Annotated in this window: 23 protein-coding genes; 15 read left to right on the forward strand and 8 right to left on the reverse strand. The window is 73.7% G+C overall.

Annotated features, from left to right (window positions below; all coding sequences use genetic code 11):
- Window positions 1–29: 29 nt before the first annotated feature.
- The 6 genes from nirB to ACGWYJ_RS11040 all read left to right on the forward strand — a co-directional run bounded on the left by nirB (window position 30) and on the right by ACGWYJ_RS11040 (window position 6,884).
- A complete protein-coding gene (nirB, locus tag ACGWYJ_RS11015) occupies window positions 30–2,582 on the forward strand; it encodes a nitrite reductase large subunit NirB (protein ID WP_395105728.1) in 2,553 nt (850 codons plus the stop codon).
- Complete coding sequence (gene nirD, locus ACGWYJ_RS11020) at window positions 2,579–2,995, forward strand: nitrite reductase small subunit NirD (RefSeq protein WP_395105730.1); 417 nt, start codon at window positions 2,579–2,581, stop codon at window positions 2,993–2,995. Before nirB ends, nirD begins: the two co-directional genes overlap by 4 nt.
- Window positions 2,979–4,169: a uroporphyrinogen-III synthase gene (locus ACGWYJ_RS11025; RefSeq protein ID WP_395105731.1), complete on the forward strand. Its 1,191-nt coding sequence runs from the start codon at window positions 2,979–2,981 to the stop codon at window positions 4,167–4,169. The genes nirD and ACGWYJ_RS11025 overlap by 17 nt, the downstream gene beginning before the upstream one ends.
- The gene (locus tag ACGWYJ_RS11030; protein WP_395105733.1) at window positions 4,162–4,887 is read left to right on the forward strand and encodes a sirohydrochlorin chelatase; all 726 of its coding nucleotides are present in this window, start codon (window positions 4,162–4,164) and stop codon (window positions 4,885–4,887) included. The genes ACGWYJ_RS11025 and ACGWYJ_RS11030 overlap by 8 nt, the downstream gene beginning before the upstream one ends.
- An 81-nt stretch (window positions 4,888–4,968) precedes the next feature.
- Window positions 4,969–5,949 carry an ATP-binding cassette domain-containing protein gene (locus tag ACGWYJ_RS11035; protein ID WP_395105735.1) on the forward strand — a complete coding sequence of 327 codons (981 nt, stop codon included), beginning with the start codon at window positions 4,969–4,971 and terminating at the stop codon, window positions 5,947–5,949.
- On the forward strand, window positions 5,949–6,884 hold the full coding sequence (locus ACGWYJ_RS11040) for an ABC transporter permease (protein WP_395105737.1): 936 nt from the start codon (window positions 5,949–5,951) through the stop codon (window positions 6,882–6,884). Before ACGWYJ_RS11035 ends, ACGWYJ_RS11040 begins: the two co-directional genes overlap by 1 nt.
- Window positions 6,885–6,903: 19 nt before the next feature.
- Here the strand turns inward: ACGWYJ_RS11040 and ACGWYJ_RS11045 are convergent, their stop codons facing one another.
- The 3 genes from ACGWYJ_RS11045 to ACGWYJ_RS11055 all read right to left on the reverse strand — a co-directional run bounded on the left by ACGWYJ_RS11045 (window position 6,904) and on the right by ACGWYJ_RS11055 (window position 10,804).
- Window positions 6,904–8,292, reverse strand: coding sequence for an RNA polymerase sigma factor (locus ACGWYJ_RS11045; protein WP_395105738.1), 1,389 nt, complete (start codon window positions 8,290–8,292; stop codon window positions 6,904–6,906).
- A 209-nt stretch (window positions 8,293–8,501) separates the two neighbouring features.
- Window positions 8,502–9,542: a cation diffusion facilitator family transporter gene (locus tag ACGWYJ_RS11050; RefSeq protein ID WP_395105740.1), complete on the reverse strand. Its 1,041-nt coding sequence runs from the start codon at window positions 9,540–9,542 to the stop codon at window positions 8,502–8,504.
- Between the two features lie 86 nt (window positions 9,543–9,628).
- Entirely contained in the window at window positions 9,629–10,804 is a 1,176-nt protein-coding gene (locus tag ACGWYJ_RS11055) for a class I adenylate-forming enzyme family protein (protein WP_395105741.1), read from the reverse strand.
- Between the two features lie 92 nt (window positions 10,805–10,896).
- Here ACGWYJ_RS11055 and ACGWYJ_RS11060 point away from each other — a divergent pair, with 92 nt between their 5' ends.
- From ACGWYJ_RS11060 to menD, 3 genes are read left to right on the forward strand one after another with little or no spacing between them, the layout of a single operon-like run.
- A complete protein-coding gene (locus tag ACGWYJ_RS11060) occupies window positions 10,897–11,796 on the forward strand; it encodes a 1,4-dihydroxy-2-naphthoyl-CoA synthase (RefSeq protein WP_395105743.1) in 900 nt (299 codons plus the stop codon).
- A gap of 39 nt (window positions 11,797–11,835) precedes the next feature.
- Complete coding sequence (locus ACGWYJ_RS11065) at window positions 11,836–12,810, forward strand: o-succinylbenzoate synthase (RefSeq protein ID WP_395105745.1); 975 nt, start codon at window positions 11,836–11,838, stop codon at window positions 12,808–12,810.
- On the forward strand, window positions 12,807–14,477 hold the full coding sequence (menD, locus tag ACGWYJ_RS11070) for a 2-succinyl-5-enolpyruvyl-6-hydroxy-3-cyclohexene-1-carboxylic-acid synthase (protein WP_395105747.1): 1,671 nt from the start codon (window positions 12,807–12,809) through the stop codon (window positions 14,475–14,477). The genes ACGWYJ_RS11065 and menD overlap by 4 nt, the downstream gene beginning before the upstream one ends.
- Window positions 14,478–14,598: 121 nt before the next feature.
- On the opposite strand, the gene ACGWYJ_RS11075 is transcribed toward menD, so the two are convergent.
- Window positions 14,599–15,420, reverse strand: coding sequence for a tyrosine-protein phosphatase (locus ACGWYJ_RS11075; RefSeq protein WP_395105749.1), 822 nt, complete (start codon window positions 15,418–15,420; stop codon window positions 14,599–14,601).
- Between the two features lie 243 nt (window positions 15,421–15,663).
- Between ACGWYJ_RS11075 and ACGWYJ_RS11080 the strand changes: the two genes are divergently transcribed.
- The gene (locus tag ACGWYJ_RS11080) at window positions 15,664–16,608 is read left to right on the forward strand and encodes a fatty acid desaturase family protein (protein ID WP_395105751.1); all 945 of its coding nucleotides are present in this window, start codon (window positions 15,664–15,666) and stop codon (window positions 16,606–16,608) included.
- 29 nt (window positions 16,609–16,637) lie between these two features.
- The gene (locus ACGWYJ_RS11085) at window positions 16,638–17,462 is read left to right on the forward strand and encodes an Fpg/Nei family DNA glycosylase (RefSeq protein ID WP_395105752.1); all 825 of its coding nucleotides are present in this window, start codon (window positions 16,638–16,640) and stop codon (window positions 17,460–17,462) included.
- Window positions 17,463–17,506: 44 nt separating this feature from the next.
- Here the strand turns inward: ACGWYJ_RS11085 and ACGWYJ_RS11090 are convergent, their stop codons facing one another.
- The 4 genes from ACGWYJ_RS11090 to ACGWYJ_RS11105 form a co-directional block, all read right to left on the reverse strand.
- Window positions 17,507–18,817, reverse strand: coding sequence for a cation:proton antiporter (locus ACGWYJ_RS11090; protein WP_395105754.1), 1,311 nt, complete (start codon window positions 18,815–18,817; stop codon window positions 17,507–17,509).
- A gap of 93 nt (window positions 18,818–18,910) precedes the next feature.
- Window positions 18,911–19,393, reverse strand: coding sequence for a cation:proton antiporter regulatory subunit (locus tag ACGWYJ_RS11095; RefSeq protein WP_395105755.1), 483 nt, complete (start codon window positions 19,391–19,393; stop codon window positions 18,911–18,913).
- A 185-nt stretch (window positions 19,394–19,578) separates the two neighbouring features.
- Window positions 19,579–20,814 (reverse strand): isochorismate synthase MenF, encoded by a 1,236-nt coding sequence (locus ACGWYJ_RS11100; RefSeq protein ID WP_395105757.1) that lies wholly within the window; start codon window positions 20,812–20,814, stop codon window positions 19,579–19,581.
- 72 nt (window positions 20,815–20,886) lie between these two features.
- On the reverse strand, window positions 20,887–21,585 hold the full coding sequence (locus ACGWYJ_RS11105) for a spermidine synthase (RefSeq protein ID WP_395105759.1): 699 nt from the start codon (window positions 21,583–21,585) through the stop codon (window positions 20,887–20,889).
- A 138-nt stretch (window positions 21,586–21,723) separates the two neighbouring features.
- Here ACGWYJ_RS11105 and ACGWYJ_RS11110 point away from each other — a divergent pair, with 138 nt between their 5' ends.
- The 4 genes from ACGWYJ_RS11110 to ACGWYJ_RS11125 form a co-directional block, all read left to right on the forward strand.
- The gene (locus ACGWYJ_RS11110) at window positions 21,724–22,686 is read left to right on the forward strand and encodes a S1C family serine protease (protein WP_395105760.1); all 963 of its coding nucleotides are present in this window, start codon (window positions 21,724–21,726) and stop codon (window positions 22,684–22,686) included.
- A 225-nt stretch (window positions 22,687–22,911) separates the two neighbouring features.
- Window positions 22,912–23,418, forward strand: coding sequence for a hypothetical protein (locus ACGWYJ_RS11115; RefSeq protein WP_395105762.1), 507 nt, complete (start codon window positions 22,912–22,914; stop codon window positions 23,416–23,418).
- A 227-nt stretch (window positions 23,419–23,645) separates the two neighbouring features.
- Complete coding sequence (locus tag ACGWYJ_RS11120; protein WP_395105764.1) at window positions 23,646–24,338, forward strand: carbonic anhydrase; 693 nt, start codon at window positions 23,646–23,648, stop codon at window positions 24,336–24,338.
- Between the two features lie 16 nt (window positions 24,339–24,354).
- Window positions 24,355–25,736, forward strand: a 1,382-nt coding sequence (locus ACGWYJ_RS11125; RefSeq protein WP_395105766.1) for a SulP family inorganic anion transporter, incomplete at its 3' end; no start/stop codon positions are given.

Raw genomic sequence — 25,736 nt, forward strand, 5'->3', positions numbered from 1 at the left:
CGAAACGGCCCCTGCTGAGGATCGGCCCCATGAGCGACGGAGGGGACGCATCCAGGGAGCTGGTCGTCGTCGGCCACGGACCCGCCGGTCACCGGCTGGTCGAGGCGCTGCGCGAGCGCGACACGGCCGGCTCCTGGCACATCACGGTGATCGGAGAGGAGCCCAGACCCGCCTACGACCGCGTGGCGCTGACGTCGTACCTGACCGAGGGCGCCGACCTGGCCTGCGCGCCGCACGACGAGAACGTCGAGGTGCTGACCGGTGACCCCGTGGTGGCGATCGACCGGGCCGCGCGGGTGGCGCGCACCGCCTCCGGCCGCGAGGTCGCCTTCGACGCGCTGGTGCTGGCGACCGGGTCCGCGCCGTTCGTCCCGCCGGTGCCCGGCCGCGACCTGCCCGGGGTGTTCGTCTACCGCACCATCGAGGACCTGGACGCGCTGCGTTCCCACTGCGCGAACCTTACAACGTCAAGGCCGGAGGCCGGTGGCGTCGTCGTCGGCGGCGGACTGCTCGGCCTCGAAGCGGCGCGCACCCTCCAGGGGCTGGGCGTCGGCACCCACGTGGTGGAGGTCGCTCCCTGGCTGATGCCGCGCCAGCTCGACGAGGGCGGCGGGGCGATGCTGCGCCGCCACATCGAGGGCCTGGGCATGCGCGTGCACGCCGGGACGCCGATGGCGCGGCTGGTGGCCGGCGGGGACGGCGCCGTGGCGGCGGTGGAGCTGTCGGACGGCGCGCTGATCGACGCCGGTGTGGTGGTGTTCTCGGCGGGGATCCGCCCGCGTGACGGGCTGGCCCGGGAGTGCGGCCTGCCGGTGGGGGAGCGGGGCGGCGTGGTGGTGGACGGGTCGTGCCGCACCGAGGATCCGGCGATCTTCGCGATCGGTGAGTGCGCGCTGGTGGACGGCCAGGTGTACGGGCTGGTGGCGCCGTGTTTCAGCATGGCGGAGGTGGTGGCGGACCAGCTGCTGGCGCTGGCGGCGGGTACGCGGAGCCCGGCGCGGTTCGAGGGGGCGGACTCCTCGACGAAGCTGAAGCTGATGGGCGTGGACGTGGCCAGCTTCGGTGACCCGTTCGCGGGGGCCGGTGAGGGCGCGCTGGATGTGACCTATACCGATCCGGTGGCGGGGGTCTACAAGAAGCTGGTGGTCAGCGACGACGCGCGGACGTTGCTGGGCGGGGTGCTGGTGGGGGACGCCGAGGCGTACCCGACGTTGCGGGCCTGTGTGGGGGCGGAGCTGCCGGGGTCGCCGGAGCAGGCGTTGTTCGGGGGGACCGAGGCGGCGGGCGGTGACCTGCCCGGGGCGACGGTGATCTGCAGTTGCAACAACGTGACGGCGGAGACGATCCGGTGCGCGGTCCGTGATGAGGGCCTGACGGATGTGGCGGGGATCAAGGCGTGCACGCGGGCGGGCGCCACGTGCGGCAGTTGCGTGCCGCTGGCCAAGAAGCTGCTGGACGCGGAGCTGGCGGCGGCGGGCGTCGAGGTGAGCAAGGCGCTGTGCGAGCACTTCGATCACAGCCGGGCGGAGCTGTTCGACATCGTCCGGGTGACGGGGATCGGCACGTTCACGGGGCTGATCGAGGCGTACGGGCGGGGCCGGGGGTGTGACATCTGCAAGCCGGCGGTGGCGTCGATCCTGGCGAGCCTGGGCAACGGGCACATCCTGGAGGGCGAGCAGGCGGCGTTGCAGGACACCAATGATCATTTTCTGGCCAACCTGCAGAAGAACGGCACGTACTCGGTGGTGCCGCGGGTGCCGGGCGGGGAGATCACTCCGGATCGTCTGATCGTGATCGGTGAGGTGGCCAAGGAGTTCGGGCTCTATCTGAAGATCACGGGGGCGCAGCGGCTCGACCTGTTCGGGGCCCGGGTCGAGCAGCTTCCGCGGATCTGGAAGCGGCTGGTGGACGCGGGGTTCGAGTCGGGGCACGCGTACGGCAAGGCGTTGCGGACGGTGAAGTCGTGCGTGGGGTCGACGTGGTGCCGGTACGGGGTGCAGGACTCGGTCGGCATGGCGATCAAGCTGGAGCTGCGGTATCGGGGGTTGCGGGCGCCGCACAAGCTGAAGGCGGCGGTGTCGGGGTGTGCGCGTGAGTGCGCGGAGGCGCGGGGCAAGGACTTCGGGGTCATCGCGACCGAGAAGGGCTGGAGCCTGTACGTGGGCGGCAACGGGGGGATGCGGCCCAGGCACGCGGACCTGTTCGCGACCGATCTGGATGAGGAGAGCCTGGTCCGCTATATCGACCGGTTCCTGATGTTCTATATCCGCACGGCCGACCGGCTGCAGCGCACCGCGAGCTGGCTGGAGGGCCTGGACGGGGGGCTGGGGTACCTGCGCGAGGTGATCGTGGAGGACCGGCTGGGGATCTGCGCCGAGCTGGACGCGGCGATGGAGCGGCATGTGGGCTCCTATTCCGATGAGTGGCGCGACACCCTGAACGACCCCGAGAAGCTGAGCCGTTTCGTCTCGTTCGTGAATGCTCCCGACACGCCCGATCCCAGCATCGTGTTCGCGCCCGAGCGTGAGCAGATCAAGCCGGTGCTGGTGGCGGGTCCGAGGCTGGAGGTGGCCGCTCGATGACCACGACGCACGATCTCGTCCGGTATCCCGCCGCCGGTTCCGGTGTGCGGTGGCACGACATCTGCGCCTACGACGATCTGCTCCCCGAGCGGGGGGTGTGCGCGATGGTGGAGGGGGTTCAGGTGGCGGTGTTCCGCGTTTTCGACGGCGGGTTGTTCGCGTTGTCGAACCTGGATCCGTTCAGCGGGGCGCAGGTGATGTCGCGGGGGATCCTGGGTACGCGGGGTGGGGCGCCGACGGTGGCGTCTCCGATGTTCAAGCAGGTTTTCGATCTGCGTTCGGGGGTGTGCCTGGACGATCCGCGGGTGGCGTTGCCGACGTTCGCGGTGCGGCGTGTGCCGTCCACGGGGCGGGTGGAGGTGGCCCTGCGGGAGGCCCGGGAGGTGGCCCGGCCCGATGACGACCGACAGTGAGCCCCTCGCCGGATTCGCCGTCGGGGTGACGGCGGCCAGGCGGCATGAGGAGCTGGCCACGTTGCTGGAGCGGCGTGGGGCGCGGGTGGTGCATGCTCCGGCGATCCGGCTGGTGCCGTTGTCGGATGACGCTGAGTTGTTGCAGGCCACGCATGAGTGCATCGAGCGGCCGCTGGACCATGTGGTGGTGACGACGGGGATCGGTTTCCGGGCGTGGCTGGAGACCGCCGACGGGTGGGGGCTGCGGGACGGTCTGATCGAGCGGTTGTCGCGGGTGGGGATCCTGGCGCGGGGGCCGAAGGCGCGTGGGGCGATCCGGCAGGCGGGGCTGCAGGAGTTGTGGTCGCCGGAGTCGGAGAGTTGCGCCGAGGTGCTGAAGTACCTGCTGGAGAAGGATCTGTCGGGGGCGCGGGTGGCGGTGCAGCTGTACGGTGAGCATCTTCCGGAGTTCACCGGGGCGCTGCGGGCGGCGGGTGCCGAGGTGATCGAGATCCCGGTGTACCGGTGGTCGCGGACCGATGATTCGACGCCGTTGCGGCGGCTGGTGGGTCAGGCGGTGGCGGGGACGGTGGACGCGATCGCGTTCACCTCGTCTCCGGCGGTGGCGGCGACGCTGGCGGTGGCGGCCGAGGACGGGCTGGAGGAGCCGCTGGTGGAGGCGTTGCGCACGCATGTGGTGGCGGCGTGCGTGGGTCCGGTGACGGCGCAGCCGCTGGTGGAGCGGGGGGTGCCGACCGTTCAGCCGGAGCGGGCGCGGATCGGCGCGCTGGTGCGGGCGCTGGTGACGGATCTGCCGCGGCGGCGGTCGCGGCGTTTGCAGGTGCGGGGGGTGTCGCTGGAGCTGCGCGGGCACGCGGTGGTGTTGGACGGGCAGTTGCGGCCGATCGCTCCGGCGCCGATGGCGATTCTGCGGGCGCTGGCGCGGCGTCCGGGGCATGTGGTGTCGCGTGCGGAGTTGTGCGGGGTGCTGCCGAGCCGGTTGATCGTGGGCGGGTCGCCGTGGTCGCGGGACGGGCGTCCGCAGGCCGATGAGCACGCGGTGGAGATGGCGGTGGCGCGCCTGCGCCGTGGCCTGGGCCGGTCGGGGATCGTGGAGACGGTGGTCAAGCGCGGGTACCGGCTGGCGTGTGATCCGCGGCTGGCCGACACGGTGCGGGCCGACAGCGGTGCGTGAGGGCGTGCCGACGCTGCTGGCGGTGGCGCACGGCACCCGTGACGAGCGGGGTCCGGGGGTGGTCCGGGCGTTGCTGGCGCGGGTGCGGGAGCTGCGGCCGTGGCTGCCGGTCGCCGGGTCCTATGCCGAGCTGGCCGAGCCGTCGCTGGAGGAGGCGGTGTCGGGGGTCGGGGGGCCGGTGGTGGTGGTGCCGTTGCTGCTGGGGCGGGGGTATCACGCGCTGGTGGACATTCCGGGGCGGGTGGAGCGGCTGCGTCCGGACGCGGTGGTGTCGGGGCCGCTGGGTCCGTCGGCGATGCTGGCGGGTGCGGTCGCGGATCGGCTGCTGGCGGGTCTGCCGGGCGGGCCGCGGCTGTTGCGGTCGGACGCGGTGGTGCTGGGCGCGGCGGGGTCGTCGGATCCGGCGGGTGTGGCGGATGTGCGGGCGGCGGCGCGGTTGGTGTCGCGGCGGTTGCGGCGCCCGGTGCCGTTCGGGTTCGTGGCGGCCGGGGGGCCGCCGCTGGCGGGTGTGGTGGCCGAGCAGCGGGCGAGCGGGGCGGGGCGGGTGCTGGTGGCGTCGTATCTGCTGGCGCCGGGGTTCTTCCATGGCCGGATGGGCGGGGCGGGCGCGGATCATGTGAGCGGCCCGGTCGGTGCGCATGACGCCTTGGCCCGACTGGTGCTGCGGCGTTTCGACGAGGCCCGGCTGGCCTGCGCGGACGTCGTTCCCGTGGCCTGAGCGGGGCGCGTCCGGGGGCTGTTCGGGGCGGGTGCGGTCCCGGGGGCGCCTACCGTGGAGGCAGGAGTCTCGGGAGGCGCCATGAGCGGTGGGGAGCCGGCGGTCGCGGTCGACGGGCTGGTGAAGCGGTTCGGTGAGGTCGAGGCCGTGCGGGGGATCGAGTTCGCCGTGGAGCCGGGGGAGGTCTTCGGTTTCCTGGGGCCCAACGGGGCGGGGAAGTCCACGACGATCAACATGTTGTGCACGCTGCTGCGGCCGACGGCGGGCCGGGCGCGGGTTGCGGGTCACGACGTGGTGAGCGGGCGTGACGATGTGCGCCGCAACATCGGGCTGGTGTTCCAGGATCCGACGGTGGACGGCTATCTGACCGGGGAGCAGAATCTGCGGTTCCACGCCGAGCTGTACGGGGTGCCGCGCGCGGTGATCGGTGACCGGATCCGGCAGGTGCTGGAGATGGTGGGGTTGTGGGAGCGGCGGCGTGACCGGGTGCGGCAGTACTCGGGCGGGATGCGGCGCCGCCTGGAGATCGCCCGCGGGTTGCTGCACTCGCCGCGGGTGCTGTTCCTGGACGAGCCGACGGTGGGGCTGGATCCGCAGACGCGGGCCTCGATCTGGGAGTACATCCGGGAGCTGAAACGGGCCGGGCGGATCACGATCTTCATGACCACCCATTACATGGAGGAGGCCGAGTACTGCGACCGTATCGCGATCATGGATTCGGGGACGATCGTGGCGCTGGACACCCCGGAGGCGCTCAAGGCGGGGATCGGTGAGGACCGGGTGCGGTTGCGCACCGCCGACGACGCCGCGGCGATGGCCGCGCTGGCCGAGCGGTTCGGGGTGCGGGCGCGGGTGGACGAGGGCGTGGTGACCTTCGCGGTCCCGTCGGGTGAGGCGTTCGTTCCGCGGTTGTTCGAGGGGCTGGGGGTGCCGATCCGATCGGTGAGCGTGTCGCGGCCGTCCCTGGACGATGTGTTCATGAGTTTCACCGGCAGCACCATCAGGGACGCCGAGAGCGGGTCGTCCAAGGACTGGATGCGCCTGGCCGTGCGGGGACGGTGATGAGCGGCCCGAGCGCGGAGAGCGCGGAGAAGGCGGGCACGGCGCGGGGCATGGCGGAGGGCGCGGCCGGCGCGGTGCCGGTGGTGACGCGGGTCGTGGTGCCGCCGCGCAGCTTCCGGCACGACCTGCGCGCGGTGCGGATCGTGCTGCACCGGGAGCTGATCCGTTTCTCCCAGGACCGGATCCGAATGGTGTCCAACCTGGTGCAGCCGGTGCTGTGGCTGCTGGTGCTGGGCACGGGCCTGTCGAACCTGATGAACGGCGGCGCGGGCGCCGCGGGCGCGGTGAACCTGCGCACGTTCATCTTCCCGGGCGTGTGCGCGATGTCGGTGATGTTCACCGCGATGTTCTCGGCCGGGTCGATCGTGTGGGACCGGGAGTTCGGGTTCCTGCGGGAGATGCTGGTCGCCCCGGTCAGCCGCAGCGCGATCGTGGTGGGCAAGTGCCTGGGCGGCGCGCTGGTGGCCACCGCCCAGGGCTCGGTGATCCTGGCGCTGGCGGGGCTGGCGGGCGTCCCCTACGACCCGCTGCTGCTGCTCCAGTTGCTGGGGCTGATGTTCGTGGGGGCGCTGGCGCTCACCGGCTTCGGGGTGATGCTGGCCGCGCGGGTGCCCAGCATGCAGGCGTTCTTCGGCATCATCCAGATGGCGCTGATGCCGATGATGTTCCTGTCCGGGGCGCTGTACCCGCTGGGCGGGCTGCCGGCGTGGCTGAGCGTGCTGACCCGGCTCAACCCGCTGACCTACGCGGTCGATCCGCTGCGCCAGGCGGTGTTCGCCCATCTGCGGGTCTCCCCGGACCTGGAACGCACCTTCAACCCGGGGGTCACCTGGAACGGCTGGCAGGTGCCCGTCGGCCTGGAGATCCTGCTGGTGCTGGTGTTGGGGGTGGCGCTGATGGGCGTGGCCGTCCTGGAGTTCCGCCGCGGCGACTAGCCGGGAGCCGGGGAACGGCTCACACGGCGAAGTCGAGCAGGGGGCTGGCGTTGCTGGGGTGGCGCAGCTTGGACAGCGACTCCTTCTCCAGCTGCCGGATCCGCTCCCTGGTCAGCCCGAGCGCCTTGCCGATCTCGTCGAGCGTGCGGGGCGTGCCGTCGTACAGCCCGAACCGCATGGACATGATCTTGGCCTCGCGCGGGGGCAGGATGTCCAGGGTGCGGCGCAGCTGGTCGGCCATCAGCTGCCGGTCCACCAGCTCCGACGCCTCCGGGCTGTCGGTGTCCTCGATCAGGTCGCCGATGCGGGTCTCGCCGTCCTCGCCGATGGTGGAGTCCAGGCTGATCGGCTGCCGGCTGGTGCGCAGCAGCTCGCGGACCTGCTCGGGGCTCTTGTCCAGCTCGACGGCGATCTCCTCGGGGGTGGGCTCGCGGCCCAGCCGCTGGTGCATGTCCCGCTCCACGCGCGACAGCTTGCTCAGCATCTCCAGCACGTGGACGGGCAGGCGGATGGTGCGCGCCGAGTCGGCGAACCCCCGCTGGATCGCCTGCCGGATCCACCACATCGCGTAGGTGGAGAACTTGTAGCCCTTGGAGTAGTCGAACTTCTCCACGGCCCGGATCAGGCCCAGGTTGCCCTCCTGGACGACGTCCAGCAGCGACAGCCCCCGGTCGGAGTACTTCTTGGCGACCGACACCACCAGGCGCAGGTTGGCCTCCAGCATGTGCGCCTTGGCGCGGCGCCCGTCGGCGGCGATCCATTCCAGGTCGGCCCGGTCCTGCGCGGACAGCCCGGCCTGGTTCTCCAGCTTGTACTCGGCGTACAGGCCGGCCTCGATGCGCTTGGCCAGCTCGACCTCCTGCTCGGCGGTCAGCAGCTGGCGGCGCCCGATGGCCTTGAGGTAGGTGTGGACGGAGTCGCCCATGGCGGTGGACTGGTCGTCCAGGTCGGCGGGCTCCGCCTCGTCCTCGGCCTCGGGGGCGGCCTGGGCCGCGATCACGGCCTCCGCCTTGGCACCGGCCTCGGAGTCCGCCTCAGCATCGGCCTCGGGGTCGGCTTGGGGAGCGTTCCCGGTGGGGAGGGGGACCTCGGTGACCTCGAAGGAGCCGTCATCGGCCGCGGCCGTCGCGGCCTGGGCCCGGTCGGCCTGAGCCTGATCGGCGGGATGGGGGGCCGTGCGGGTCGCCTCGTCCTCGCCGGCCAGCCCGATACCGGCCTCGGAGAGCTCACGCAGGATGGAACGGCCCTGCGACGGGCTGATCCCGGCGGCCTGGAACGCCTGGCGCACCTCGGCGAGCGAGAGGCGCCCTTGGGCGCGGCCACGCTCCAGCAGGGCGGCGAGCGCAGGGCTCGCGACGCCCTCCGCGAGCGGGGTCTCAGCGCTCTTCGGCGTGGCGGTTCGCGGCATGGGGACACCCCCCTCCCTTCGGTGGTGTGGTGCGGCGCAAAGATTGTGTGCGATGGATTCGCGCGCACTTATTCCGAACGCCGCCAAGGCGCGTGGTTGTTCCCAGACGCCGGTAACAAGGGTCCCATATCGTGCGCTGACCTCGTATGTGACCTCGTGCTTCGACAGGCCCGCCAGGCCCTGCGCGGTGACGCAGACCACAGGCGGCGTCACGGCCTGCCCGGGCCGGGCCGGTCCCCGCCACCGGGAGGACCACCGGGTGGGCCACCGGGTGGGTCCCTGAAGCGGTCCCCGTACCGGCCGATCACGCGGGCGCGCAGTTCGGGGTCGTCGCGGGGCACCGCCTCCAGGAACACCTCGTCGATCTCCTCGTGCGCCGCGCGCAGCTCCCGCGCCATGCGGACGGTGGCGTGCTCGACCCCCGCGGAGGTCAGGCCGTCGCGGAAGTCCAGGCGGGCGCACACCAGCACCCGGTCGGTGCCCACGGTGAGGGTGAGGATGTCGGCGACCCACTCCACCTCGGGGGCGGCGGCCAGGCGGCGCCGCACGTCGGCGACCAGGCGCGGGTCGGCCTGCCGCCCCACCAGCAGGTGCAGGTTGATGCGGCCCAGCACCAGCGCGACCGCGGTGAGCAGGACGCCGATGAGCAGCGAGCCGATCCCGTCCCACACCGCCGACCCGGTGAGGTGGCGCAGGCTCAGCCCGGCGAAGGCCACGGCCAGCCCGGTGAGGGCGGCGGTGTCCTCCAGCAGCACGCTGATGGAGGCGGGCTCGTCGGTACGGCGGATGAAGGCGGCCAGCGGCAGCCCCTCGGCGCGGGCGTCGGCGCGGACCTGCCGGAACGCCTGCCGCCACGAGATGCCCTCCAGCACCGCCGACACTCCCAGCACCAGGTAGCCGACGAGCGGGTCGACCTCGCCGCCGCGGCGGCCCAGCAGGGTCTCCGCGCCCTGGTAGAAGGCGAACAGCGCGCCCATCCCGAAGATCGCCACGGCGACCAGCAGCGTCCAGATGTAGCGTTCCAGGCCGTAGCCGAGGGGGTGGCGGCGGTCGGCGGGCCGGCCGCTGCGCCGCAGCCCGACGAACAGCAGCACCTCGTTGAAGGTGTCGGCGATCGAGTGCGCGGCCTCGGCGGCCAGCGACGCCGACCCGGTGATCAGCGCAGCGGCGACCTTGGCGACGGCGATGCCGAGGTTGGCGCCGAACGCCAGCAGGACGGTCAGCCTGCTCTCGTGCTCCTGGTCGGCCATGCGCGCTCCCGATGACGGCCCGCACTGTCAACCTGCCACCCACCCGCCCCTGGAAACCCCCGGGGGGCCGGCGCCGGCCGCGTGGGTCAGGGGCGGCGCAGGCGTTCGCGGTCGGGCTTGCCCGAGGGCAGCAGGGGGATCGCCTCGACCACGTCCAGTTCGCGGGGGGCGGCGTAGGCGGGCAGCGTCTCGCGCACCCAGGCGCGCAGCGCGGGCAGGTCGGGCGCGTGGGAGGGGTCGTCGGGGACCACGACGGCGGTGACCCGCTCGCCCCACTCGGGATCGGGCCGTCCCACCACGACCGCGTCCCGCACCCCCGGGTGGCCGGCCAGCGCGGCGGCGACCTCGCCCGCCACGACCTTCTCCCCGCCGGTGTTGATGACGTCGTCGGCGCGGCCCCGCACCCGCAGCCGGCCCCGCTCGTCGAACGCCCCCAGGTCCTGGGTGAGGAACCAGCCGTCCCGCAGGGCGGCGGCGGTCAGGCCGGGGCGTCCCCGGTAGCCGGTGAACAGCACCGGCCCGGCCAGGCGGATGCGGCCGTCGTCGCCGACCTCGGCGCGTACCCCCTCCAGCGGGACGCCGTCGTAGACGCAGCCCCCGCAGGTCTCGCTCATGCCGTAGGTGGTGAACACCCGTGCCCCGCGCCGCCGCGCCTCCCGCAGCAGACCGGGGGTGGCGGGCGCGCCGCCGAGCAGGATGGAGCGGAAGGCCGACAGGTCGGCGCCCGCGTCCAGCAGGCGGCGCAGTTGGGTGGGGACGACCGACAGGTGCGCGGCGCCGGAGGCGGCCACGGCCCCGGGGTCCAGGCGCGGCATGATCACCGGTTCGGTGCCGGCCAGCAGGGACCGCACCAGGATCTGGGCGCCGGAGATGTGGCTGGGCGGCAGGCAGCACAGCCACCGCTCGCCGGGGCCCGCGCCGACCCTGGCCAGGGTCGCGCGCGCCGAGTGCCGCAGCGCGTCCCCCGCCAGCTCGACGATCTTGGGTGTGCCGGTGGAGCCGGAGGTGGCGATCAGCAGGGCGGTGCCGTCGGCGACCGGTGCGCCGGGCGCGCCGGTGTGGGGGTGGACGCCGTCGGGGGTCTCGATGGCGTCGGGCGCCAGGGCGTCCAGGAGGGCACGCAGGGCGGGGCGGGGCAGGTCGGGGGCGATCGGGCAGATCGCGGGTCCGGTGCCCTCCAGCGCGGCGGCCAGCAGCTCCGACAGGCGCGGCCCGGGCGGGAGGAGCGCGGCGAGCAGGCGGGCTTGGCGCGGACTGTCCATGGTCCGGCCAGCCTAGGGCACCCCACTGAACGTGTTCGATTCGGGGCGCGGTTGAATGGGGACCTGCCCCAACGGAGAGGAATCCCAGCCCCATGGTTTCGGAGCTGTTCGACCCCGGCGCGTGGAAGGAAGTCGAGGGCTTCGACTTCACCGACATCACCTACCACCGGGCCGTGGACCAGGGAACGGTGCGGATCGCCTTCGACCGTCCCGAGGTGCGCAACGCCTTCCGCCCGCACACGGTGGACGAGCTGTACCGGGCGCTGGACCACGCGCGGATGTCCAGCGACGTCGGGTGCGTGCTGCTGACCGGCAACGGGCCCTCGCCGCGCGACGGCGGGTGGGCCTTCTGCTCGGGCGGCGACCAGCGCATCCGCGGCAAGGACGGCTACAAGTACGCCGAGGGGGAGACCTCGGAGACCATCGACCCGGCCCGCGCGGGACGGCTGCACATCCTGGAGGTGCAGCGGCTCATCCGTTTCATGGGCAAGGTCGTGATCTGCCTGGTGCCGGGCTGGGCCGCCGGCGGCGGGCACAGCCTGCACGTGGTGTGCGACCTGACCCTGGCCAGCCGCGAGCACGCCCGGTTCAAGCAGACCGACGCCGACGTGGCCAGCTTCGACGGCGGGTTCGGCTCGGCGTACCTGGCGCGTCAGGTCGGGCAGAAGTTCGCCCGGGAGATCTTCTTCCTGGGCGAGACCTACAGCGCCGAGGACGCGCACCGGATGGGCATGGTCAACGCGGTCGTCCCGCACGCCGAGCTGGAACGCGCCGGCCTGGAGTGGGCGCGGAAGGTCAACGGCAAGAGCCCGACCGCGCAGCGGATGCTCAAGTACGCCTTCAACCTCATCGACGACGGCCTGGTGGGGCAGCAGGTGTTCGCCGGGGAGGCGACCCGGCTGGCCTACGGCACCGAGGAGGCCGCCGAGGGCCGCGACTCCTTCCTGGACAAGCGCGACCCCGATTGGTCGCGTTTCCCCTGGTATTACTAAGCGGGTACGGTTCCCAGGGGCGAGGCAGGGGGTCAGCGGGTGCGGGTCTACTCCATCCCGATGCGGACACGGTTCCGTGGCGTCACGCGGCGCGAGGGCGTGCTCGTCCACGGACCGGCCGGCTGGGGGGAGTTCTCCCCGTTCGCCGAGTACGGACCCGCCGAATGCGCCCGCTGGCTGGCCGCCGCCCGGGAGGCCGCCGAGGACGGCTGGCCCGCGCCGGTGCGCACCCGGATCCCGGTGAACGCGACCATCCCCGCCGTGGGCCCGGAGGAGGCGCACGCGATGGCGGCGGCGTCGGGCTGCCGCACCGCCAAGGTCAAGGTGGCCGAGCGGGGCCAGGACGAGGCCGACGACATCGCCCGCGTCGAGGCCGTCCGCGACGCCCTCGGCCCGTCCGGGCGGGTGCGGGTGGACGCCAACGGCGCCTGGGATCCCGGCACCGCCGCCCGCGTGATCCGCGCCCTGGACCGGTTCGACCTGGAGTACGTCGAGCAGCCCTGCGCGACGCTGGAGGAGCTGGCGCGGGTGCGCAGGCTGGTGGACGTGCCGATCGCCGCCGACGAGTCGATCCGCCGCGCCGAGGACCCGCTGCGGGTGCGCGCCGCCGAGGCCGCCGACATCGCGGTGATCAAGGTGCAGCCGCTGGGCGGGGTGCGGGCCGCGCTGCGGGTCGCCGAGGCGTGCGGGCTGCCGGTGGTGGTCTCCAGCGCCGTGGAGACCTCCGTCGGGCTGGCCGCCGGGGCGGCGCTGGCCGCCGCGCTGCCCGAGCTGCCGTTCGCGTGCGGGCTGGGCACCCTGCCGCTGCTGGAGGACGACGTCGTGGCCGATCCGCTGCGCCCGGTGGACGGCGCGATCCCCGTCCGCCGCCCCGAGCCCGACCAGGACGCGCTGCGCCGCGTCCACCCCGGGGAGGAGACGGCGCGGCGGTGGCGGGCGCGGATGGAGCGGGCCGCCGCCGTCCTGGACGCCGCCGGCGGGACGGCGTGGCCGATCGGAGCCGTGGGCCGATGAACCCGGCCACCGCGCTGGCCACCGTGCTGGTGGATGAGCTGCTGCGCTGCGGCATGACCGAGGCCGTGCTGGCCCCGGGGTCCCGGTCGGCGCCGCTGGCGCTGGCCCTGCACGCCGCCGAGGAGGCCGGGCGGGTCCGCATGCACGTGCGGATCGACGAGCGGTCGGCCTCGTTCCTGGCCCTGGGCATGGCCAAGCGGTCCGGGCGCCCGGTCGCGCTGGTGTGCACCTCGGGCACGGCCGCCGCCAACTTCCACCCGGCCGTCATCGAGGCGCACGAGTCGGGCGTCCCGCTGATCGTGCTCACCGCCGACCGGCCGCCCGAGCTGCGCGACACCGGCGCCAACCAGACCATCGACCAGGTCAAGCTGTACGGGACGGCGGCGCGCTGGAGCTGCGAGATCGGCGTGCCGGAGAACCGCCCGGGCATGGTGGCCTACTGGCGGTCGCTGGTCAGCCGCGCCTGGGGGCTGGCGCAGGCGCCCGAGCCCGGCCCGGTGCATCTGAACGCCGCCTTCCGCGAGCCGCTGGTGCCCGACGGCGACCACGACTGGTGCGAGCCGCTGGACGGTGACGCCACCGGGTCCTGGACCAAGGTCCGCGCGGCCACGCCCGGGTCGGTGCTGCACGTTCCGCCGACCCGGCGCGGCGTGCTGGTCGTCGGCGACGGCGCCGGCAACGTCAAGCGGTACGTGGCGGCGGCCTCCATGGCGGGCTGGCCCGTGCTGGCCGAGCCCAGCGGCAACGCCCGCTACGGCGACCACGCCCTGTCCTCGCACCATTTCCTGCTGGGCATCCCCGAGTTCGTCGAGCGGCACCGCCCGGAGGTGGTGGTGACCCTGGGCAAGCCCGGGCTGTCACGGCCGCTGCTGTCGCTTCTCAGGCGCGCCGAGGAGCACATCGTGCTGTCGCGCGGCCTGGCCCGCTGGCCCGACCCGGTGCGGTCGGCCACCCAGGTCGCCCAGGACGTGGAGATCCCCGTGGTGTCGGGCGACGACTCCTGGCTCAACTCCTGGCGGGCGGCCGACCGGGCCGCCACCGCCGCCGTGGACGCCGTCCTGGACGCCGCGCCGGAGGTGACCGAGCCGAGGCTGGCCCGCGACCTGGTGGCCGGGCTGCCCGGCGGGTCGCTGCTGCTGGCCGCCGCCAGCATGCCCATCCGGGACCTGGACCAGGTGATGCGTCCCCGCCGCGGCGTCCGGATCATCGCCAACCGCGGCGCCAGCGGCATCGACGGGCTGGTGTCCACCGCGATCGGCGCGGCCCTGGTGCACAGCGGGCGCGCGTACGCGCTGCTGGGCGACCTGGCGTTCCTGCACGACCAGAACGGCCTGATCATCGGGCCCGGCGACCGCCGTCCCGACCTGGCGCTGATCGTGGTCAACAACCGGGGCGGCGGGATCTTCTCGCTGCTGCCGCAGGCGGCGCTGCGCGCCCCGTTCGAGCGGGTCTTCGGCACCCCCCACCAGGTGGACCTGGCCTCGGTCGCCGCCGCGCACGGCCTGCCGTACCGGCTGCTGGAGTCGGCCGCCGACCTGCCCAAGGCGATGGCGGGGGAGGGGCTGCGGATCGTGGAGGCCCGCACCGACCGGGAGGCCAACGCCGCCCTGCACGCCGACCTGCGCAAGGCCGCCTACCACGCCGTCCTGGCCACCCTGAACGCCTGAGCCGGCCCTCATCCTCCGGGGACGGCCAAGGTAATTCAACTTTCAACTTACAATGTAAAGGTGCCGGGCGATGCGACCGCCCATCCTATTGGACCGCTCCAACAAAACCCCGGAGAAAAGCTCAATCGAGGAAGCGGGCCCGCAGAGCGTGGGTGTCCTCGGGGGACCAGCCGTGCTGGGCCAGCCAGCCGGCCACGCCGCCGTGCTCCTCGTCGACCCTGGCCAGGAACTTCTCCATGATGGCGGCGTGCGGCACGTGGCTGTCGGCGGGACGGGAGTCCAGGTCGGCGGCGTAGGTGTCGCTGGCGCGCAGGCGGGCGAGGATGGCCTCGATGCGCTCGCCGGTCTGGGCGTAGTCGGCGACGATCGCCTCGCGGGTGACGCCGGCGGTCTCCAGGGCGATGGCGCAGACGACGCCGGTGCGGTCCTTGCCCGCGGCGCAGTGGACGATGGAGGCGCCGCCGGTGCGGGTCATGACGCGGAGGGCGGCGACGATGGAGTCGGCGCGGTCGCGCAGGTAGCCGAGGTAGTGGCTGATGGAGCGGTCTTCGGCGGTGGCGGTGTCGGCGCGGTTCTGCCAGGGGAGGACCTTGTCGCCGTCGATCTTCTGGGGGGTGCCGGTGTCGGGGGTGTCGGCGGCGACGTCGGTGTTGCGGCCGCCTTCGGGGAAGAGGGAGAGGCGGTGGATGGTGATGGCGGGGATGCGGGTGAGGGGGCCGGGTCCTTCGAGGTGGATTTCGGCGTCGCTGCGCAGGTCGATGACGTTCTTGAGGCGGTAGTCGTCCAGCAGGGTGCGGATGTCGGCGAGGGTGAGCTGCTGGAGGTTGTCGGAGCGCAGTACTCGGCCGCGGCGGGTGGTGCGGCCGTCTGTGGTGGGGAGTCCGCCGAGGTCGCGGACGTTGGACGCCCCGTTGAGATCGATCCATCGTGAGCGCGCGTTCATGGCTTCTGACCTTATATGCCGGGTGTATGAGACCTGGGAGCCAGGGTGGAGATGGCTCCGTGGCGGGGCGCTGTGGCGGCTTGGTGGCCTTTAGCGTTCGAGTGCGCGCCTGGTCGGCGCGTTTGCGCTGATAGGAGGCCATGGATGAGTGTGACGACGCTGGTGGGACCGGGGTCGCGTGCGGGGGGCCGTTCGGGTGGGAGTGATTTCGGGCCGTTGGCGCGTCGGGTGCGTGGGGCGGGGTTGCTGGAGCGGCGCCGGGGCTATTACGTGCGGGCGGTGGGTTTGAATGTGGTGGGGACGGTGGCGGTGTGGGCTGCTGTGGCGTGGGCGGGGGCGTCGTGGTGGGTGGTGTTGCTGGGGGTTCCGCTGGCGGTGTTGTCGGCGCGGACGGGGTTTTTGGGGCATGACGCGGGTCATCGGCAGATCGCCAGGTCGCATCGGGTGAATCGGTGGTTGGGGTATGTGCTGGGGAACGTGATGTTGGGGATGGGGTACGGGTGGTGGAACGACAAGCACAATCGGCATCACGCCAATCCGAACCATGTCGGTAAGGATCCTGATGTGGGGGAGGGCGTGTTCGTGTGGACGCAGCGGCAGGCGGCGGCGCGGCGTGGTGGTGTGGGGGGGTGGATGGCGCGGCGGCAGGCGTGGTTGTTCTTCCCGTTGTTGCTGCTGGAGGGGCTGAATTTGAAGGTGAGCAGTGCGTTGGATCTGCGGCGGTTGCCGTGGCGTGCGCGGCTGCTGGAGGGGTCGCTGATGGCGGCGCATGTGGTGGGGTATGGGGTGTTGGCGTTCGGGTTGCTGTCGCCGGGGAAGGCCGTGGTGTTGATGGCGGTGCATCAGGGGTTGTTCGGGGTGCATTTGGGGTGTGCGTTCGCGCCCAATCACAAGGGGATGGCGATGCCGGGGGAGGGTGAGCGGTGGGATCATCTGCGGCGGCAGGTGCTGACGTCGCGGAATGTGCGTGGTGGTGTGGTGACCGATTACCTGTTGGGCGGGTTGAACTATCAGGTGGAGCATCATCTGTTCCCGAGTGTGGCGCGGCCGAATTTGCGGAGGTTGCAGCCGTTGGTGCGGGAGCATTGTGAGCGGGTGGGGTTGGCGTATGTGGAGACGGGGCTGGTGGCTTCGTACCGGGAGGCGTTGCGGCATTTGAGTGATGTGGGGTCGGTTGCCCGGTCGTGAGGGGGTGGTCGGCTCTATGCTGATCGGCTATGCCTGAGGGACACACGATTCATCGTCTGGCCGCCGAGCATCGGCGGTTGTTCGGTGGCTGGCGGGTGGGGGCGTCCAGTCCGCAGGGGCGGTTCGCGGCGGGGGCGCGGTTGCTGGATGGGCGGGTGGTGGTGGACGCCGACGCGCATGGCAAGCATCTGCTGGTGGGGTTCGATGGGGATCGGGTGCTGCACGTCCATCTGGGGATTTACGGGACGTATGGGATGGGTGCGGGGGTGGCTCCGGCGCCGACGGGTGCGGTGCGGTTGCGGCTGGTGGGTGAGGCGGGGTGGGCGGATCTGCGAGGGCCGAACGTGTGCGAGGTGCTGGATCGGGGTGAGGTGAAGGTGCTGCGGGATCGGTTGGGGGCCGATCCGTTGCGGGCGGATGCCGATCCGGAGGTGGCGTGGCGGCGGATCGCGCGGACGCGGACGTGTGTGGGGGTGTTGTTGCTGGATCAGTCGGTGGTGGCGGGGCCGGGGAACATCTACCGGGCGGAGGTGCTGTTCCGGCAGGGGGTGCATCCGGGGGTGCAGGGGCGTGCGCTGGGGCGGCGCCGGTGGGAGGCGATCTGGGATGACCTGGTGGTCTTGATGGCGGAGGGGGTGCGGACGGGGCGGATCGATACGGTGCGTCCTGAGCACACGCCGGAGGCGATGGGGCGTCCGCCGCGGGTGGATGATCATGGTGGTGAGGTGTACGTGTACCGGCGGGCGGGGTTGCCGTGCCTGGTGTGCGGGCATGGGGTGCGGACGGCGGTGCTGGCGGGGCGGAATCTGTTCTGGTGCCCGGTGTGCCAGCCGTCGGAAGGGCACGAGGGGTAAGCGGGGGAGCGGCGCGGGTCGGCGGCGCGGGTCGGCGGCGCGGGTCAGCGGGGTGGGCCGCCGGGGGGCTGGTCGCCGTCGTGGCCGTCGATGTGCTCGTGGGAGATGGGGGCGGCGACGGTGCGGGCGTGGTGGGGTGGCGCGGTGCGTCCGGCGTTGGGTTCGTCGGGGTCTTCGTCGTGGGTGCGGGGGCGGGCGGCGCGTTTGCCGTGGAGGGCGCGGGCGAGGGGTTCGGCGGTGCGGGCGAGCAGGGGGCCGGTGGTGGCGAGGATGAGGACGTAGGCGGCGGCGAGGGGGCCGAGGCGGGGGGTGGTGCCGGCGGAGACGGCGAGGCCGGCGATGACGATGTTGAATTCGCCGCGGGGGAGGAGGGCGGCGCCGGCGCGGAGCCGCCCGGTGGGGCCGACGTGGGCGCGGCGGGCGGCGTACCAGCCGGTGGCCAGTTTGGTGGCGATGCCGGCCAGGGCGAGCAGTGCGGCGACGCCGATGACGGGTGGGAGCTGGGCGGGGTCGGTGTGCAGGCCGAAGAAGACGAAGAAGACGGCGGCGAACAGGTCGCGCAGGGGGCTGAGGATCTTCTGGGCGGTGTGGGCGATGGGGCCGGACAGGGCGATGCCGACGAGGAAGGCGCCGACGGCGGCGGAGACCTGGAGTTGCTGGGCGATGCCGGCGACCAGGACGGTGAGGCCGAGGACCTTCAGTAGCAGGACCTCTTCGCTGGGGCTGGCGACGAAGCGTTCGACCAGGGCGCCGTGGCGCAGGGCGATGTAGAGGATGACGGCGATGGTGAGGGCGGCGATGCCGAGGGTGGTGGCGCCGCGGGCCAGGGAGGCGCCGCCGAGGACGGCGGTGAGGATGGGCAGGTAGGCGGCCATGGTGAGGTCTTCGAAGACCAGGACCGACAGGACGGCGGGGGTTTCGCGGTTGCCGACCCAGTCCAGGTCGCCGAGGACCTTGGCGGTGATGCCGGAGGAGGTGACGTAGGTGACGCCGCCCAGGACGAGGGCGGCGACGGGTCCCCAGCCGAGCAGGAGGGCGGCGATGGCGCCGGGGGCGGCGTTGAGGACCAGGTCGATCAGGCCGGTGGGGGCGGCGGTGCGCAGGGTGGTGACCAGTTCGTCGGCGGTGTACTCCAGGCCGAGGGTGAACAGCAGGAGGATGACGCCGACTTCGGCGCCGATGGCGACGAAGTCCTCGCTGGCGCCCAGGTGGAGGATGCCGCCGGAGCCGAAGGCGAGGCCGGCCAGCAGGTAGAGGGGGATGGGGGAGATGGAGAAGCGGGTGGAGACGGCGCCGAGGAGGCCGAGCGCGAGGATGATCGCGCCCAGTTCGATCAGTTGTACGGCGGTGTCCATGGTCCCCCGTCGTTCATCGGCGCGTCGTGCGCGGGCCGCGGGCGCGCCGGCCGGTCACCTGCGGGCCGGTCGCCGGTCGTGTCGGGGGGCGGGTCATCCGTTGGCGAGGATCGAGGCGACGCCGGCGGTTCCTTCGCCGGTGCCGACGACCACGACGATGTCGCCGGCGGCGAAGGTGAAGTCGGGCCGGGGGCTGGCGATGACCTGGCCGCCGCGGACGACGGCGACGATGGAGGCGCCGGTGCGGGTGCGGGCCTGGGTGTCGGCGAGGGTGCGGCCGTCGTAGGGGGAGCCGGGCGCGATCGGGTACTGCTCGGTGACCAGGCCCTCGACCTGGCGGTGCAGGTCGTTGAGGCGTTCGACGACGCGGCCTGTGCCGAGCAGCTCGGCGATGGCGTTGGCCTCCTCGGTGGACAGCTTGACGGTGGCCACGCAGCTGTCGGGGTCCTCCCGGTCGTAGATGACCAGGTCCTTGCGGCCGGTGCGGTGGGAGATCACCGCGATCTGGCGGCCGCGTGCGGTGGTGAGGACGTGCTGCAGGCCGATGCCGGGCAGCGCGGTGCGTTCGACGTCCACGGGTCTTCCTTCATTGGCGACATGGGCGGGTGAGTCGGGGTCACCGTCCGTCATGATCCCAGATCGGCGGCGGGCTTGGTGGCCGGGGTGGCCTTGCGGGGCGTGTCAGTTTTCGTCCGGTCCCCGGTCAGGCCCCTCGGCCGACTCGGCTCGGCCGACTCGGCTCGGCCGGCCGGTGGGCTCGGTCAGCCCTGGAGGGCGTACTGCATGGCGCGGAACTTGGTCTGGGCCTCGGCGAGCTCGGCGGCGGGGTCGGAGTCGGCGACGATGCCGCACCCGGCGAACAGGCGGGCGCGGGTGCCCTCGAGCTGGGCGCAGCGCAGCGCGATGCCCCATTCGCCGTCGCCGCGGGCGTCCACCCATCCCACGGGGCCGGCGTAGCGGCCGCGGTCCATGCCCTCCAGCTCGCGGATGAGGTGGAGGGCGGTGCCGGTGGGGGTGCCGCACACGGCGGGGGTGGGGTGCAGGGCGGCCAGGACGTCCAGGACGGAGCGTTCCCGGTCGAGGCGGCCGCGGACGGGGGAGGCCAGGTGCATCACGTTGGGCAGGGTGAGCAGCTGCGGCCGGTCGGGGACGGTCAGCTGGGAGCACAGCGGCGCCAGGGCGTCGCGGACCATCTCGGCGGCGTAGGCGTGCTCTTCCAGGTCCTTGGGCGAGGACGACAGGCGGGCGGCGCGGCGTGCGTCGTCGTCGGGTGAGGTGCCGCGCGCGGTGGTGCCGGCCAGGACCAGGGAGGCGACCTCGCCGCCGGTGCGGCGGATCAGCAGCTCGGGGGTGGCGCCGACCAGCCCGGCGCAGGAGTAGGTGTAGCAGCCGGGGAACCGCGCGGCCAGGCGGGCCAGCAGGACGCGGGCGTCGATGGGCTCGGGGGCGTGCGCGTACAGGTCGCGGGCCAGCACCACCTTGCCGAGGTGGCCGCCGCGGATGCGGTCGACGGCGGCGGCCACGGCGCCCTGCCAGGCCGGTGCGTTCAGGGCGCCGTCGCTCCAGGTCAGCCGTCCCGGCGGGCGTGGCGGGCGTGGCAGCGCCGGGGGGCCGGGGTCCTCGCCGATGGTGGTGAGCCAGGCGCGGCCGCCGCGGCGGCCCAGGATCCGCCGTGGCACGATCAGCACCGAGTCGGGGGACTTGGGGTCGAATCCGAACCCGCCGAACGCGACGGGACCCGACCCGGGCACGCCTACTTCGTCGTCGATGGAGGCGGCGCCGAACCGGTCGCGCAGCCACCGCGCGGCCACGTCGAACCGGTCGGGGCCGCCGGGCAGGTCGACGCGGGCGGCCTCGCCCCAGCCGACGATGCCCTCCCCGTGCCGGACCCAGGCCAGCGCGGCCGGGTGCGGCAGGCGGGCGATCAGGTCGCCGGGGTCGTCGATGGGGACGGTGCGGGCGACCAGGCGGTCGGACGCGCTCACGGCCAGGTTCACGCAAGCCACCCTACGGCAGAGTTGAACCCGTTCAAACCCACCTCGGGGGATCGCCGTGAGGCGTCCGCCACATCAGCGGGGCGCGCGGGCGCGGGCCAGGTACACCATGTCGGGCTCGCCGCGCGGCACCGGCACCGGCAGCGCCTCCACGTGCGCGAACCGTTCCCGCAGCAGGTCCTCGAAGGCGGGCGCGGCGCCCGCGCTCCACACCGCCAGCACGCCCCGCGCGGTCAGCAGCCCGGCCAGCATCCGCAGCCCGTCGCGCCCGTACAGGCGCGCGTTGCCCGGCGTGACCGTCCACTCCGGCCCGTTGTCGATGTCCAGGCACACCACGTCGAACCCGCTGTCCCCGCCGTCCTGGCCCGCCGAGGCCGGCCAGCCGACCAGGTCGGCGCGCACCACCCGGACGCGGGGATCGGACAGGGCGTCGCGCGAGAAGGGCGCCAGCGGGCCGCCCGGGCCGTGCCAGGCGATCACGGCGGGCTCGCGCTCCACCACCGTCACCTCGGCCACCTGCGGCAGCCGCAGCGCCTCGGCCAGCGAGAACCCCACGCCCAGCCCGCCGATCAGCATCCGCGCCGGCGCCGCCAGCCCCGCCGCGGCCGCGCGCACCAGCAGCCGCTCGGACTCCCCGTTGCGGGTGTCCATGAGGAACACCCCGTTGCTGATGATCTCGTAGTGCCCGTCGTGCGCGCGGCGCAGCACCAGCTCGCCGCCGGCGCCCGCGCCGCGCTCGACCACGACGGGCTCCCGCCGCCCCGGAATCGCCATGCCCCCGACCCTAAGGGCCGCGGCCCCCCGCCCGTGAACGCCCGCTTGCGTCCCCCGCTGTCCGCTGACGGCGGACAGCGGGAACCGTCCTTCACCCCCCGGTGTTGTCGTGTAACCATGTAATCAACGGAGGTACGGATGGACTCTCGACCCGACCCTCGCCCCGACCCCGCCGAGCCGCTGGACGCCTACTCCCGCGTGGTGTCGGCCGTCGCCGCCGAGCTCACCCCCCGCGTCGCCGGGCTGCGCGTCCGCCACGGCGGGCGCGAGGGCGCCGGATCGGCGGTGGTGTTCACCGCCGACGGGTTCCTGCTCACCAACGCCCACGTCGTCGGCCGCGCCCGCGACGGGCAGGCGTCCTTCGCCGACGGCACCACCACCTCCTTCACCGTGGTCGGCACCGACCCCCTGTCGGACCTGGCCGTGGTCCGCGCCGACGGCGCCACCCCCGGCCCCGTCACCCTCGGCGACAGCGACCGGCTCGTCACCGGCCAGCTCGTCGTCGCCGTCGGCAACCCCCTCGGCCTGGCCGGATCGGTCACCGCCGGCGTCGTCAGCGCCCTGGGCCGCTCACTGCCCACCCGCAGCGGCAACGCCGCCCGCGTCATCGAGGACGTCATCCAGACCGACGCCGCCCTCAACCCCGGCAACTCCGGCGGCGCCCTGGCCGACTCCCGCGGCCACGTCGTCGGCGTCAACACCGCCGTCGCCGGCATCGGCGTCGGCCTGGCCGTCCCGATCAACGCCACCACCCGCCGCATCATCGGCACGCTGATGCGCGACGGCCGGGTCCGCCGCGCCTTCCTCGGCGTGGTCGCCGCCCCCGTCCCCCTCCCCGCGTCCCTGCGCACCCGCCTGGGGCAGGACGAGGCGCTGCGCGTCGCCGAGGTCGTCGCCGGCAGTCCCGCCGACCGGGCCGGGCTGCGCCGCGGCGACCTGGTCCTCACCGCCGGCGGCGCCCCCGTCAGCCACGCCCAGAGCCTGCAGCGCCTGATGTTCGCCGACGCGATCGGACGCCCCCTGCCCATCACCGTCCTGCGCAACGGCGCCATGGTCGACGTCATCGCCCAGCCCGTCGAACTGGACGCCGAGCACGCCTGACCCGCGCCTGACCCGGCGGTTAGTTCACCCCCGCTTGCACGTAAAGTAACGCCGCCGTAACGTTCCGCGCCCTATCGTTGTCAAACGAAAATCATTGTCCCCCGGGCGGGACACGCGCGCCCGCGCGCGATCACCCCGGGTGACCGGAACACCACACCAGTACGCCACACCAGTACGCCACAGGAACGCCACACAGGCGGCATGCGACGACACGGGGGTGCGCACGTGGGCTTCACCACGGGCAGGCGGCGGGACGCCGCGCGGCGCCCCGCCGCCCCCGTCCCGATCCTGCTGCCCCTGCTGAGCGGCCTCCTGCTGCTCGTCCTCGGCTCCGCCGTCCCCGGCGGCGCCGACACCGGCCCCGCCTTCCCCTCCCTCGACCCCCATCCCGCCACCGCCACCTTCACCGGCACCGGCACGGCCGTCGACGCCCGTCCCGCCCTCGCCGCCTTCACCGCCGCCGCGGGCATCGCCCCCGACCTCTACGCGGGCCCCTGCGGCGAGGACGAACGCCCCCGCGAACGCGAAGGCGGCGGGCACACCCAGGTCCGGCTGCGCTGCGCCACCCCCGGCACGCGCCTGGTGAAGACCGCCGACCACCCCGCGCAGCGCTGCCCCGGCGCCCGTACCGCCGCCGCCGCGCGCCCGCCCGGCCACGACGGCCGGCCACCCCAGCCACGCGCACGGGACACGGCCACCGCCATCGCCCTGCTCCAGGTGCTCCGCTGCTGACTCCGGCGCCGCCCCCGCACGGGCACCACACCCGGCACACCCGCGTCACCGGCCCATCCGCACGGCACCGACGGCCGCCGCACGTCCCCGACGACGACGGCGCCCGCCGATGCCGCGCCGACCGGCCGCGCGACCGGACCCGCAAGAGGCCGCGGAGCCGCCCCTAGGCCCTCACGCCCCTACCCCGTGCCCGCCCCGGAGGGCGGCCGCACCCTGGAGGATCCCGCATGCGCTCGTTCGTCGAACACGCCCGCTCCTTCCGCGCCCGCATGGCCGCCGACGGCCGCCACCTGGCCTCCCTGGCCCGCGGGCAGGCGCCGCTGGCACTGTTCATCAGCTGCTCCGACTCCCGCGTGATGCCGTCCCTGATCACCGGGGCCCGTCCCGGCGAGCTGTTCGAGCTGCGCACCGCCGGCGGCATCGTCCCCCGCTACGACCTGGACCGGCCCGCCGGGGAGACCGCCACCATCGAATTCGCCGTCAACGCCCTGGGCGTGGCCGACATCGTGGTGTTCGGCCACTCCCACTGCGCCGCCGTCACCGCCCTCACCCGCCGCGACCCCCTGCCCACCGTCCCCGCCCTGCGCCGCTGGCTCACCCACCCCGCCGCCGGCGACCCCGCCAGCGACACCCACAAAGACCACACCAAGGAACACGCCAAGGAACACGCCAAGGAACACGCCAAGGAACACGCCAAGGAACGCAAACACCGCAAAGAACGGCACGAGCAGCGGCAGGAACAGCGGCAGGACTCGGTGCGCCGCCACGTCCTCGCCCAGCTGGACCGCCTCCGCGGCTACCCCTGCGTCGCCGAACGCCTCGCCCGCGGCCGCATCGCCCTGCACGGCTGGCTCTACGAGGTCGACACCGGCGCCGTGCTGGCCCACCGTCCCGCCACCGGCGCCTTCGGGCCCCTGTGACCCCCGGAGGACGATCATGACGGGCACCTCCGCCGCCCCGCCCGGCACGGGCGGGCCCGCCTGGCGCGCCGACCTGGCCGCCTCCCTCGTGGTGTTCCTCGTCGCGCTGCCGCTGTGCGCCGGCGTCGCCGTCGCCTCCGGCGTCCCCGCCGAACTCGGCCTCATCACCGGCATCGTCGGCGGCCTGGTCGCCGGCGCCCTGCCCGGCAGCAGCCTCCAGGTCAGCGGCCCCGCCGCCGGCATGACCGTGCTGGTCTACGAGGCCGTCCACCGCCACGGCCTGCCCGCCCTCGGCATGCTGGTCCTCGCCGCCGGGCTGCTGCAACTGCTGCTGGGCGCGCTGCGGCTGGGACGCTGCTTCCGCGCCATCTCCATCGCCGTCGTCGAAGGCATGCTCGCCGGGATCGGCCTGACCATCATCGCCGGGCAGCTGTACGCCATGGCCGGGGTCACCGCACCCGAAACCGGACCCGGCAAGATCGCCGGGCTGCCCGGGCTCCTCACCGGCACCCACGCGCCCCCCGGAGCACTGCCCGCCCTCGCCGCCTCCGCCGCGCTCGGCGCCGCCACCCTCGCCCTGCTGGCCGCCTGGCCCCGCCTGCCCCGCCCCATCCGCGGCATCCCCGCGCCGCTGGCCGCCGTCGCCCTGGCCACCGCCGCCGTCCCCCTGCTCGGCCTGCCCGTCCAGCGCCTCCGAGTACAAGGACTGCTCGACGCCATCCACCCGCCCGGAACCGACGGGCTCACCGCCCTCGCCGACACCGCCGCCCTCGGCACCATTGCCGCGATCGCGCTCATCGCCTCCGCCGAAACCCTCTTCAGCGCCGCCGCCGTCGACCGCATGCACCACGGCCCCCGCACCGACTACGACAGAGAACTGCTCGCCCAAGGCGCCGGCAACACCGTCTGCGGCGCACTGGGCGCCCTGCCCATGACCGCCGTCATCGTCCGCAGCGCCGCCAACGTCCAGGCCGGCGCCCGCACCAAGGCCGCCCGCATCATGCACGGCGCCTGGCTCCTGCTGTTCGCCGCGGCCGCCCCCGCCGCCCTCGGCCACATCCCCCTGCCCGCCCTGGCCGCCGTCCTCCTCCACGCCGGATGGAAACTCCTGCCCACCGGGCAGCTACCCGCCCTCTGGCGGCGGCACCGCGGCGAAGCGGTCATCCTGGTCTCCACCGCCACCGCCGTCCTCACCCTCAACCTCTTCGAAGGCGTCCTGCTCGGCCTCCTGCTCGCCGTGGTGAAAACCGCCTGGGAAACCTCCCACGTCGACCTGGAGGTCACCGACGACGGCGCCGGACCCGTCCGCGTCGCCCTCACCGGCAACGCCACCTTCCTGCGCCTGCCCAGAATGCTCGACACCCTCGAAGAACTGCCCCGCGACCGCCCCATCCGCCT

It is taken from the genome of Actinomadura sp. SCN-SB (assembly GCF_043906805.1).
Classification (GTDB): Bacteria; Actinomycetota; Actinomycetes; order Streptosporangiales; family Streptosporangiaceae; genus Spirillospora.